This is a genomic window from Pedobacter jejuensis, assembly GCF_003725795.1.
Taxonomy (GTDB): domain Bacteria; phylum Bacteroidota; class Bacteroidia; order Sphingobacteriales; family Sphingobacteriaceae; genus Pedobacter; species Pedobacter jejuensis.
This window is the reverse complement of record NZ_RBEE01000003.1, coordinates 1-12,957: the sequence shown is the minus strand read 5'-3', so window position 1 is coordinate 12,957 and position 12,957 is coordinate 1. Positions and strand designations below refer to the sequence as shown.

Sequence of the window (12,957 nt, the reverse complement as noted above, 5' to 3'; positions counted from 1 at the left end):
TTGGTCATAGCGATCCCTCGTCCTCATTCCATTCTGCACTAAAACTTCCCAGCCGCTGGTGATACATTTCATCGCCGTTGTGCTGGGTAAATTCGATATTAAGCTGCCCGGTTTCCAGCCCTAGCACCTCATTGCACATATCAATAAGGGCCCTGAAAAGTTCTGTTCTTACATGTGCATCCCTTCCTTTTCTAATATCGCACATCATAATTGCTGCTGGCATAGGCTCTCCATCTCCGCAGCGCCAAATAGCGCCTTCTCCTAGTTCACGGATACTTACGGTTATGCAGTTTTGATCTGCTTTCATTACTTTCGAATAGACCTCGCCGATTCTTTTCGCCAATAATTTTTTGGTTGCATAAGGGTAGTTTCTGATTACTTCCAACTGAAGATAGGGCATAAATAGTTATTTGATACGGATAGACCTGAATTGGTTATCACTTTTCACAAGATAGCCTTAAATGTGTTTGATGGCTACTGATCGACATCACCTCATCTCTTGATAGCGGTCATGGTTGAGCTACCTAGCCTTGCGCACCTTTACAGCACATTAACAACAAAAAAAACACATCGTGAAATACTTCAACTTACTTGTAATAATCTTCATGATCAGTCCATTTGTGAGCGGGGCGCAACAAAAGGATCGGACAAGACTGAGTGATACCCTTAAAAACTATTCTGCCTACAAAAGAAAACTTTCTTTTGCTGGCGTTCTGCAAACCAGGTATGTAATTGCTCTGAATAAGAATGCTGACATTAATGGTAAGAACTTCGATCCAGGAAGCTCAAAAGCCATATCAAATACTTTTCTGGTAAAACGGGCCAGGGTGATGGTGAAAGGTGATATCAATGATCATTTTTCAGCGAACATTTTGGCCAACCTTGCTGAGTTTAATAGCGACCCGACCAACAAAGTACTTGAAAACGCCTACATTAAATACTCCCTCAATGAATATTTTCATATTCAGGCAGGGCAGTTTCGTCCATTTTTTGGTATAGAGGATGCTATGGCGGTCGACATCATTCGTACTCTTGATTTTTCCAATCAGTATTATGCCTTTGGGAAAAACGGATGGCAGAGTTTTCAAACCGGGATTTCCGTTTTGGGCAATGTTATCCCTGGAGGCAAAGTACGCTATTTTGCAGGTGCTTACAATGGAAATAACAAGAACCAGTCTTCGGATGATAACAACACCAAAAATCTTTATGGCAGGCTGGAAGCTGATTTTTTAAAAGACTTTACCATTGGCATCAATGCAGGTTCGGGTAGTTTGGCATCCAGCAGCATTGGTAAAGCTTATGGTGCGGATGCAACGGCTAAAATATCTTTAACCAAGAAATTTGACCTGCTTTTAATGGCTGAATACAAAACAGGAGCAAATTTTTTAGCCTATAACTCGGATAAGCAGCTCACCCGTCCGGATATAATTGAATACCAGATGCAGGGATTTTATTTCTTCCCGACACTGCGCTACAATCACGAAAGCCGAAGGCTGCGTGCAATAGAATTCTCTTGCAGATATGAATATTTTGATGAAAACTATAAGCTCGATAGCAATCCCCGTCAGACCCTAATTCCCAACGTCTCCTTAATTTTTGCTGATGATTTTTATGCCGCGGTTCAGGTTGGCGTTGCGATAGACAGGTTTAAAAACCAGGTGCCATTAAGTACGACCTACAATCACAGCCTGGGCTATGTTCAATTACAAATACGCTTTTAAAACAATAATATGAAAGAGATCAATTTTAAATCGCTCATCATCACCCTTGTGGTAGGTGTGGCCATCTGGTTTATTCCTGTGCCCGATGGGGTGAAACCCAACGCATGGCATTTGCTCGCTATTTTTATAGCCACTATCGTAGGAATTATTTCCAAAGCCGCAACAATGGGTACAATGGCTATTATCGGTATCACACTTTGTGCCGCCACACAGGTTTTAGCACCCGGCGATCCGACAAAATCAATACTAAATGCATTAAGTGGTTTTGGTAATTCAACCATTTGGCTTATCGGACTAGCCTTTTTCATTGCACGGGGATTTATTAAAACCGGTCTTGGAACCAGGATTGCCTATAGTTTTATTAAAATTTTCGGTAAAAGTCCGCTTGGCCTGGCGTATGGATTAAATACAGCCGATCTTATTTTAGCTCCGGCAATTCCCAGCAATACAGCAAGGGCAGGAGGTGTAATCTTTCCCATCATGAAATCTATTGCGGTGAATATGGGTTCTCTTCCCGAGAAGGCAGAAACCCACCGTAAAATTGGAGCATTTCTTACTTTAAGCAGTTACAACGCGAATATGATAACCTCGGTTATGTTCCTTACTGCAACAGCCAGTAACCCGATGGCACAAAAATTTGCAAAAGATCTTGGCGTAACCATTACCTGGGGAAGTTGGGCCATTGCGGCACTCGCTCCAGGGTTAGTTTGCTTCTTGCTTGTTCCAATATTTCTATATAAGGTATTTCCACCTGAGCTGAAAGAAACCAAAGAAGCACCTGCCATCGCAGCCAAGCAGTTGAAAGAAATGGGACCGATGACGATCAAAGAATGGCTTATGGTCGCAACATTTTTCATTTTACTTATACTCTGGATTTTTGGTAACCTGTTTTCTATTGATGCCACTACGGGCGCATTAATTGGCCTTTGTATCCTGCTGTTATGTGGCGTGCTGACCTGGGAAGATGTGAAATCAGAAAAAGGGGCATGGGATACCATCGTATGGTTTTCTTCCCTGGTAATGATGGGATCCTTTTTAAATTCATTGGGCTTTATCGGTTGGTTTGGCAATCTGGTGGGCGGACAGATGGCGCATTTGAGCTGGCAACTTGCTTTTCCGCTCATCATCCTTGTTTATTCTTATTGCCACTATATGTTTGCCAGCGCAACCGCACAGGTTGCGGCCATGTACTCGGTGTTTTTAGCCGTAGGTATTGCTGTTGGTGTTCCCGGAACTATGCTTGCAATATTTCTTGGAGCCTGCGCTTCATTGATGGGGTCTTTAACACATTACGGACACGGTCCGGCGCCGATATTTTTTGGAAGCACCTATGTCGATCTAAAGGACTGGTGGAAACAAGGCTTTTTTATGAGTGTGCTTTTCTTGCTCGTTTGGTTTCTGGTAGGCGGGTTATGGTGGAAAGTCATCGGACTTTGGTAGGAAACTTAAATGTTCATCTATTTAAATTGATAATATGAAACAAGCTACGTTAACATATAAACTAATGATGGCCGCAACGGGGCTTTTCCTCTGCTTCTTTCTGGTGATTCATCTGCTGGGAAACCTGCAGCTCTTGTTGCCTGAATCTGAAGCGCGGGAACAGTTTAACTGGTATTCCCATCTGCTTTCGGGAAATATCCTAATCAAAATTATTTCCTACATCCTGTATCTCTCACTTATAGGGCATGCGGTTTATGCGCTAATCATCACAAGGAAAAATATTGCGGCGAATGGTAGCAAATATGTTTACGATAAACGTAGTCAGGTTAGTGCATGGAACAGCCGAAACATGGGAATCTTAGGTACCATTATCCTAATTTTTCTGATTATCCATTTTAAAGATTACTGGTATGTGTATAAGTTTGGCCATTTGCCTTTGGATGCAAAAGGTAACAAAGATCTGTATTCGATTGTGATCACTTCATTTCAGCAAGGCTGGTACATCATCATTTATGAGCTTTCGTTCATTGCGCTTGGCTTTCATCTTTTACATGGATTTTTCAGCGCATCAAGAACACTTGGTCTTTACCATCCCAAATATTCAGGTGCAGTTCGCGTGTTTGGGTGGGTCTATTCTTTAGCAATCACACTGGGCTTTATGTTAATACCCATTTATATTTATTTTAATCTAAACGCATTATGATGGACGCTAAAATTCCTGTCGGCGATCTCGCCGATAAATGGAACAATTACAAGGACAGCTCAAAACTTATAAACCCTGCCAACCGTAAAAAGCTTGATATCATTGTGGTGGGAACGGGACTAGCTGGCTCATCGTGTGCAGCAACGCTGGCCGAGCAAGGTTATAACGTAAAATCTTTTTGTTTTCAGGATTCTGCCCGGAGGGCACATTCGGTTGCTGCACAGGGAGGGGTAAATGCAGCGAAGAATTATAAAAATGATGGGGATAGCGTTTACCGAATGTTTTATGATACGATTAAGGGTGGCGATTTTCGCTCCCGGGAAGCCAATGTTTATCGATTGGCAGAATGCTCACTTGCTTTAATTGATCAAGCTGTAGCACAAGGTGTTCCCTTCGCAAGAGAATACGGAGGATATTTAAATAATCGATCTTTTGGTGGCGTGCAGGTGTCGCGTACTTTTTATGCCCGTGGACAGACCGGTCAACAGCTGATGATCGGTGCCTATCAGGCGCTTATGAGACAGGTGTCTGCAGGAAAGGTGAAAACTTATACCCGCCACGAAATGCTAGAACTGGTTTTAGTCGATGGAAAGGCCCGTGGCATTATTGCCCGTAACCTGGAAACAGGAGAAATTGAACGCCATGCGGCTAATGCTGTTGTACTCGCCACAGGCGGCTATGGAAAGGTATATTATCTTTCTACCCTTGCCATGGGCTGCAACAGTTCTGCAATTTGGAGGGCGCACAAGAAAGGTGCTTTCCTATCGGGAGTCAGCTGGATCCAGTTCCACCCAACCTGTTTGCCGCAGATTGGCGAAACCCAATCAAAACTCACGCTGATGTCCGAATCCCTCCGTAACGACGGACGGATCTGGGTGCCCAAAAAATCAGGGGATGAGCGGGTGCCAAATGAAATACCCGAAGAGGAAAGAGATTATTATCTGGAAAGACGTTATCCTACTTTCGGTAACCTTTCTCCAAGGGATATCTCCTCACGTGCAGCAAAGGAAAGAATTGATGCCGGTTGTGGCGTTGGGCCAATGAAGAATGCGGTATGCCTTGATTTTTCAAAGGCAATAAAGGAACAGGGAAGAGATAAGATCGAAGAGAAATACGGCAACCTGTTCCGGATGTACGATAAGATTAACGGAGTTGATGCCTACAAGGAACCGATGCTGATTTCTCCTGCTGCGCACTTTACCATGGGCGGGCTTTGGGTAGATTATGACTTGATGACAACCATTCCGGGGCTTTTTGCCTTGGGCGAGGCCAACTTTTCAGATCACGGCGCCAACAGGCTGGGGGCAAATTCGCTACTTCAATCCTGCGTAGATGGTTACTTTATTGCACCATACACCATTCCTAATTATCTCTCGGGCGAACTTAAAGCAGAAAAGGTTACTACCGATCATCCGTCTTTTGCCGAAGCAGAAGATTCTGTAAGAGAACAGCTTAGTAGGTTCTTAAACCTCAAGGGCCATTTGTCTGCCGATCATTTCCATAAAACACTCGGCAGGTTGCTTTATAATAAATGCGGACTTTCCCGAACGAGAGAAAGTTTACAGGAGGCCATTGTGGAAATCCGGGCACTCAAAAAATCTTTTGATCACGAACTGAAAATAACCGGAGATGAGGGGGTAAATTCTGAACTTGAAAAGGCAGGACGGGTTTCTGATTTTCTGGAACTCGGCGAACTGATGTGTCATGATGCGCTGCAACGTGAAGAATCCTGTGGAGCACATTTCCGTGAAGAATACCAGACAAGCGATGGCGAAGCCGTTCGTAATGATAAGGATTTCTGCTATGTGTCTGCATGGGAATGGAAAGGCGAAGGAGCGGAGCCTGAACTGCACAAGGAACCATTGGTTTTTGAGACCGTGCAGCTTACCGTTAGAAGTTACAAATAGTTAATCACATAGAAATTTATTATTATGAAATTATATCTGAAAGTCTGGCGTCAGGAGCACAAGGAATCAAAAGGGAATATGGTGAACTACGAAGTTGATGGCATTTCCGCCCACATGTCTTTTCTGGAGATGCTTGATTTACTGAATGAAAGATTGATTGGCAAAGGGGAAAGGGTTATCGAATTTGACCACGATTGCAGGGAAGGCATCTGTGGCGCATGCGGCATGATGATCAACGGAAGGGCACATGGACCGCTCACTGGAACAACAACCTGCCAGTTGCATATGAGAGGTTTTAAAGATGGAGAAACTGTTTATATCGAGCCTTTCCGTGCTACGGCTTTTCCGGTATTGAGGGATTTAAAAATTGACCGATCGGCTTTTGATCATATCATCCAGTCAGGTGGTTATATTTCAGCATCTACAGGCCAGGCGCCAGAATCAAACAGCATCCCAATTGCTCACGAAGTGACGGAGGCGGCATTTGATGCAGCAGCCTGTATCGGCTGCGGTGCCTGCGTGGCTACCTGCAAAAATTCGAGTGCGGCGCTCTTTACCTCGGCCAAGATTTCTCATTTGGTGCTATTGCCACAAGGAAAGCTCGAATCTGCCGACCGCGTGATTAAAATGGTTGGCCAGATGGATGCTGAAGGTTTTGGACATTGCTCCAATACAGAAGCTTGTGAGGTAGAATGCCCACAGGAAATATCAGTTCTGCACATCGGGCGGATGAATTATGAATACAATAAAGCACTCTTACTAAAAAAATAATGAAATGATTCTCTCAGCTTATCTAGTGATTGCCCTTTTAGTTCTTTACGCCTTTTTGGTGCTGCTATCCAATTGGCGTTTTAACAGGCAGCTTAACAGGATGTTTGCGCTACGGGATAAATCTGCACCAAAGATTTTTAGCTTTGATCAGCTTTCCGGGCTTCCCTCGCCGGTAGAAAAATATTTCAGATTAGTGCTTAAAGAAGGTCAGCATTATCCCGGAACAATTCGGCTGAAGCATGGAGGCCAATTCAAAACTGGTCTGGATAAGCCATGGATAACGATTAAAGGTGAGCAGTATTTTACCACTTTACCGCCCGGATTTATCTGGAAAGGCAGTACTAAACTATTTAGTGCAAGAGATATGTACATAGGAACCAAGGGAATGCTGGAGGTTTTTCTGCTTGATGCACTAAAGATTGTTAACGGTAGGGGAGAAAAGTTTGATCAGGGCGAGCTGTTGCGGTGGCTTGCAGAGAGCGTTTGGTTTCCGACGAACTTTCTTCAAGACGAAAATAAGCATTGGTTTCCAGTCGATTCAAAAACTGCCAGGCTCAAGGTAAAGGTAGATGGACTAGACTTAAGCTATCTTGTATCCTTCCATGATAAAGGAGAAATAACAACGCTTTCAACCAAAAGATATATGGGAGAAAAACTTGAAACCTGGATGATTAGCCTTTCAGGATATAGCGAAATAAATTCAGTTAGCATTCCACTTTTGGCAGAGGCCAGCTGGAAAATAGATGGGAAAATGATTCCCTACGCAAGGTTTGAAGTTCAGGAAATAGAATATGATATGGCATTGCGTTATTGATGGATGTAAAAAAAATTAACCCATGCTGAGGCATTTCGGAGTAAAAAGAACTTATGCCCACAACCTGAAACTGGCTGTGCTCTTAAGTCTTACTGCCGGTTTTGTAAATGCAGCAGGTTTTCTGGGCTTTTCTGCACTAACTACAAATGTTACCGGCCATGCAGCGCTTTTTGCAGAGGGCATTGCCCGGCAAGACTGGGTAATGGCAAGGCGTGTCGCAATCTGGATGATACTTTTTCTTGCCGGAGCTTTTTCTAGCAGTTTGATTGTAACCAAAATAGGCCATAACGGAAGATTCTCATTTGCCATTCCTATTGTTTTAGAAACCTTCATCCTGCTTTTTTGCTCTTTTTCGCCATCAATAAAACAATGGGGTTTGTCAGGCAGCTTTTTTGCAGGTAGCCTCCTCTTAGCGATGGGTATGCAGAATGCACTGGTGTCTGTCATTTCAGGTTCCGTTGTTCGTACCACGCATCTAACCCGCACTTTTACTGATTTGGGGATAGAGCTTGCCCAGCTCAGAACGGATAATTATGCAGCGCAAAGTGTGCTGATTTCCAAGATTAAACTCAGGATTTCCATTATTCTGTTTTTTATGCTTGGTGCGCTATCGGGCGCATATCTTTTTACCTTTATTAGTTATAGATCGTTTCTACTTCCGGCAATGGTACTCTGTTTTACGCTGCTATATGATGTATTCCGTTTAAATATCAAAAGATATTACTCTAATTTTCGATACCGTAGAAAAGATAATAGTCTGTTAGGGGGAGCTAAAGGGAAGGAAATTGCATAAATAGCTTTTGCCGGGTATTAATACTTACCTTTAATCACATATTTTTCTTTTCACCTTTCTTTTTAACCAGTACAACCAGTGCTGTTTTGCCAATCGACACGATTGATTTTACCTAATAAGGATTACCGTAAATACAATGAAAGACCCTGAATATATAATAGCCATCGGTGCATCCGCCGGAGGTCTTGAAGAAATCAATACCTTTTTCGACCATACTCCGCTGGATGGTGTATCCTATATTGTGGTGCAGCACCTCTCGGCAGACTTTAAAAGCAGGATGGCTGAAGTGCTTGCCAAACATAGCAAGCTTTCTGTGGAGGAGGCAACCGAAGGGATTCTTGTTGAAACCAACCGGGTTTACCTTATTCCTCACGATAAATTTATGACCATCAATAAGGGTCATCTTTACTTGCGTGATAAACAGAAAACAAAAAGCCCCCATCTAACCATAAATACATTTTTTAGTTCACTCGCTCTTGATTGCGGGAATAAAGCTATTGTAGTGGTATTATCTGGATTGGGAAATGATGGCGCTGAGGGACTGATTGCCGTCAAGAAAGCTGGTGGTATGGTGATGGCCAGAAATCCCGAAACCTCTTCTTTTCCAAGCATGCCCTATAAGGCCATTGCCACAGGAATGGTCGATTTTATACTGGAGCCAGCCTCTATGCCTGGTGCAATAGAGGACTATGTGAATTACCAGGGAGAATCCAAGAATAATACTAAGGATGATGATAAAAACCTCGTGATGATAATCGACCTGATTAAACAGCGCTCCCCACTTGATTTTTCGGACTACAAGCCGACGACTATTTTAAGAAGAACTAAGCGTAGGGCTGCCTACCATGATTTTGCTACCCTTTCTCAGTATTATGATTTTTTAAAAAATTCCCCTGAAGAAATCGAAGCACTTTCTAAGGATTTTCTAATTAGTGTTACCGCCTTTTTCAGGGATAAAGAAGCTTTTGACTATATACAGAAGAATGTAATACCCCGAATACTTAAAAAGCTGGTATCGGGCGAAGAGCTTAAGTTCTGGGTGGCTGGATGCGCAACCGGGGAAGAGGTTTACTCGCTGGCGATGCTTATTGCAGAACAGCTTACCGGAGAGCTTGCTTTCACGGTGGTCAAGATTTTTGCAACCGATATCGACAGTGCGGCGCTAATTCATGCAGGTAAAGGAATTTATCAGGCTGATACGGTAAAAAACGTTAGTGCAGATAGGTTGAAAAAATTTTTTATAAAAGAAGGAGCGCAATATCGCATTAAGCCGTCGCTCCGTAAGATGGCTATTTTTGCTCAGCATGACCTGGTCAAAAACCCTCCTTATTGCAATATGCACTTCATCAGTTGTCGCAATCTTTTAATCTATATGGCTCCGGTTTTACAGCGAAAAGTTTTTTCAATGCTCCTTTTTGGGCTTAAAATGGATGGCTATCTTTTCTTAGGCTCGAGCGAGAATCCTATGCCGATCATTCAGAACCTTGAAGTGGTTAGTAAGCAGTATAAAATATATCGTAACATCAAATCCAAGCGTATGTTTAGCTTCGATGCCTTTTCGATGCCCGATACTTTGGAAGTCAAACACAGGCCAGCTTTTGCTTCCAGCGAAGGAATGAATAGTGATACCAGCAGCACGCTATCAGAGATGATGCAGATAAACCTTGCTGAAGACCTGGACTATCTTGCCCTTTGCATAGATGAACACAAAAATGTGATCAAATCTTATGGAAGCACAACTAAATTCCTGCTTGCAAAACATTTCACTACAAACCTGGAAAAACTGCTGCCCAAGAAACTGGCTATGGTTTTTCATACCATGAGCAACAATGTAATCAAAACGGGAAAAAAAGCTTCTCTGAACCGGATAAAGATAAAACAAGGTGATTCTTTTATGCGTGTTAACCTGAGCCTAACCCCGATGGAAGTGAAAGGAGATGAACAAAAACTGATCATGGTCACTTTTACAGAAGATAAATCTTTTGCCGAATTGGAGGCGGAAGGTATGGATTTTAATGAAAAACTATATCATGATGAGTATACCTTAAATCTTGAAGAAGAACTTAAGGATTTGAAGGAAAAGCTTAAATCTACCTATGAGCAGCTCGATGCATCAAACGAGAACATGCAGTCTTTTAATGAGGAGATGATATCTGCTAATGAGGAAATGCAGAGTACAAATGAGGAAATGCAATCGGTTAATGAAGAACTTGATACCATAAATTCTGAATACCAGCTCAAGAATAAAGAACTTCTGGATATTAATGATGACCTGAATAATTATTTCAGAAGTAATATTAACGGGCAACTCTTTATCAATAACGATTTGCTACTGATGAAGTTTTCTCCGGGTACGGTAAAGCAGATCAATCTGCTGGAAACCGATATTGGCAGACCTTTGAGCAATATCACCACCAATATCAAATTTGAAACCATTATCGAAGACATTAAACGAGTACTCAAAGACGGGGATATTATTACCAAGGAAATCGAAACCAATAATGGGAAATGGTACCAGGTGATGACCATGCCCTACTTGCAGCAATCTGACCATAAAAACAGCGGTGCCATTGTAACCTTTAATGATGTTACACAGCTAAAAAAAGCTCAGCATGAACTTGATGTAAGCAACAGGACGCTGGCTATGGCGCTGGACGCTGCAGAAATGGGTATGTATTCTATCGATGTCAATACCAGGGTTTTTACGCCTTCCTTGCGCATGAAAAAGTTTTTTGGATACGAGCCTGAGCAGGATATGTCTTATCAGGATGCTGTTTCCAGAGTCGGACCAGAATACAGGAAACTATTTACCGACGGGGTTGAGCACAGCATCAGCACGGGCGAAAAAATGGATATTGAGTATCCGTTAATCCTTTCTCCTGATGATACGCCAATGTGGGTGCGATCTATCGGCAACCTTGTTTATAATGATAAGAATAAGCCTATGTATTTTGCCGGATTGTTAAACGATGTGACGATTCATAAATAAGATTAGATTAGAAAAAATGATTTATTGCTATCGCAAGTCATGAACTAAGAAATCCGCTGACTACGATTAAGGGATACATTCAGTTGATGGAATCCAGAACTAAAAATAGCGGTGATGAATGCTTAAATACTTCTCTTGGAAAAGTAAACCTGCAGGTTAAAAAGATGTCTGGCCTAATAAACGGTTTTTTGAATACCTCAAGTTTTGATGCAGGTAAGGTCTTTTTAAATACTGAGGCTTCCGAATTAAACGATTTGCTTCGGGAAACAATAGCTGATTTAAAAGTAAATGTACTCGATCATGATATTCAGTTGATATTCCATGCCGACTGTATAATTACGGCCGACCGGGATAAAATTGGCCAGGTAATCAATAACCTTACTTCCAATGCTGCAAAGTATTCACCAGCAGAAACAACTATCGAAATCTCTTTTAGAGCGTATAAGAAAACGGTAAGCATTAGTGTGAAAGATCATGGCGCAGGCATTAAAGAAGAAGACCAAAAAAAACTTTTTGATAGATATTACCGGGCTGATAACATACAGACACGTAAAGTGTCGGGATTTGGCCTTGGACTAAACCTTTCAGCTGAGCTAGTAAAATTGCACAATGTAAAGATCTGGATGGAAAGTGAATTGGGGAAAGGCTCCAGGTTTTCTTTTAGTTTGCCTTTAAAACAAGTTTAAAACATATTGTTCAAAAACAATATGTAGCGCGGCCTTTAAACGTAAATATGTCTGACGTATGCTTTGAAGTAATAAGATTTTGGTTTAAAATCTTATTGCCTATTGAACATTCTTATATTTTTTTGCGGGCTTTTTGATAACTGTTCAAAAAAGAAGTGATTAAGTTGGAAAACATTATTTTTTTTATCTGCGGTTTTCCCGCAAATGCCCGATAAACTTTTATTTCAGTGCTGAGCATATTCGATTGATTTAAAGAAGTTTCCATATCGTAAATTTTAGTTTCCGGTATATGCTATACAATATTCAAGCCTGCTTATTTTTACACTCAAGGGTAGCGTGGTGAAGCTGAATCGTGCATCAATATTGTAAATGTCAGATTAGTGTCCGATTGGTACTAATAAGTGTATCTTTTTGTTGCCTGTCGATTTTGCTTTGATGGTATCAAATTTGCTTGTATGCCACGTCTTGCTGAATTTATTTCAGCATCTTACCTGCAAAGAAGACCCTGAAATAAATTAAGGGTGACGTTAACAAAAAAAAAGCAGGTTGTCAAAACATGAGTTCCATTCTTAAACTTAATATTTTGCTGTTTTATCACTGTATTGCCTAAACGCCACGTCTTGCTGAATTTATTTCAGCATCTTTCTTGCAAAGAAGTCCCTGAAATAAATTCAGGGTGACGTAAACTAATAAAAAGCAGGTTATTAATCATGTGAAGAAAAATTAATAATCGAACTCAAGTTTACAATTAGCAAAACTATTGGTCAAAGATCTCTCTGTTCCGCTGCGCTCCAATCGAGACGGGAATACACAGCGTCATTTCGAGCGTAGCCAAGAAATCTTTGTAACCTGAATTCAATTCTTAAACTTAATATTTTGGTGTTTTATCACCGTATTGCATACACGCCACGTCTTGCTGAATTTATTTCAGCATCTTTCCTGCAAAGATAAGTGCAGGGTGACGTAAACTACAAAAAAATAGCTTATTAATCATGTGAAGAAAAATTACTAATCGAAGGTTAAAAATATCTCTTTGGGGTATCAAATGATTTAGGATAAAAATAACAAAACCCGGGGACGTGGGGCGGGTTTGTTCCTTAACTGATGGCGATAGTGCATATACCAATAAATTT

Annotated in this window: 11 protein-coding genes; 9 read left to right on the top strand and 2 right to left on the bottom strand. The window is 41.6% G+C overall.

All coding sequences use genetic code 11. The features are described from left to right. Positions 1-4: 4 nt before the first annotated feature. A complete protein-coding gene (locus D7004_RS02025) occupies positions 5-400 on the bottom strand; it encodes a tautomerase family protein (protein WP_123204211.1) in 396 nt (131 codons plus the stop codon). Positions 401-605: 205 nt separating this feature from the next. Here D7004_RS02025 and D7004_RS02020 point away from each other — a divergent pair, with 205 nt between their 5' ends. From D7004_RS02020 to D7004_RS01980, 9 genes are all read left to right on the top strand, one after another. Further along, entirely contained in the window at positions 606-1,721 is a 1,116-nt protein-coding gene (locus D7004_RS02020) for a porin (protein ID WP_123204210.1), read from the top strand. A gap of 9 nt (positions 1,722-1,730) precedes the next feature. Then, positions 1,731-3,161 carry an anion permease gene (locus D7004_RS02015; protein WP_123204209.1) on the top strand — a complete coding sequence of 477 codons (1,431 nt, stop codon included), beginning with the start codon at positions 1,731-1,733 and terminating at the stop codon, positions 3,159-3,161. 34 nt (positions 3,162-3,195) lie between these two features. Further along, positions 3,196-3,864, top strand: coding sequence for a succinate dehydrogenase cytochrome b subunit (locus D7004_RS02010; RefSeq protein ID WP_123204208.1), 669 nt, complete (start codon positions 3,196-3,198; stop codon positions 3,862-3,864). Further along, positions 3,861-5,771 carry a fumarate reductase/succinate dehydrogenase flavoprotein subunit gene (locus D7004_RS02005; protein ID WP_208646773.1) on the top strand — a complete coding sequence of 637 codons (1,911 nt, stop codon included), beginning with the start codon at positions 3,861-3,863 and terminating at the stop codon, positions 5,769-5,771. Before D7004_RS02010 ends, D7004_RS02005 begins: the two co-directional genes overlap by 4 nt. A 24-nt stretch (positions 5,772-5,795) precedes the next feature. Beyond that, a complete protein-coding gene (locus tag D7004_RS02000; protein WP_123204206.1) occupies positions 5,796-6,542 on the top strand; it encodes a succinate dehydrogenase/fumarate reductase iron-sulfur subunit in 747 nt (248 codons plus the stop codon). A gap of 4 nt (positions 6,543-6,546) precedes the next feature. After that, positions 6,547-7,356, top strand: a complete 810-nt coding sequence (locus tag D7004_RS01995; protein WP_148042736.1) for a DUF6544 family protein — start codon at positions 6,547-6,549, stop codon at positions 7,354-7,356. 22 nt (positions 7,357-7,378) lie between these two features. Then, positions 7,379-8,149 (top strand): YoaK family protein, encoded by a 771-nt coding sequence (locus tag D7004_RS01990; protein WP_123204204.1) that lies wholly within the window; start codon positions 7,379-7,381, stop codon positions 8,147-8,149. Positions 8,150-8,285: 136 nt separating this feature from the next. Continuing rightward, complete coding sequence (locus D7004_RS01985) at positions 8,286-11,138, top strand: chemotaxis protein CheB (protein WP_123204203.1); 2,853 nt, start codon at positions 8,286-8,288, stop codon at positions 11,136-11,138. Between the two features lie 23 nt (positions 11,139-11,161). Next, positions 11,162-11,824: a sensor histidine kinase gene (locus tag D7004_RS01980; RefSeq protein WP_341867658.1), complete on the top strand. Its 663-nt coding sequence runs from the start codon at positions 11,162-11,164 to the stop codon at positions 11,822-11,824. A gap of 112 nt (positions 11,825-11,936) precedes the next feature. On the opposite strand, the gene D7004_RS20535 is transcribed toward D7004_RS01980, so the two are convergent. Next, a complete protein-coding gene (locus D7004_RS20535) occupies positions 11,937-12,089 on the bottom strand; it encodes a hypothetical protein (RefSeq protein WP_167459374.1) in 153 nt (50 codons plus the stop codon). Positions 12,090-12,957 lie beyond the last annotated feature (868 nt).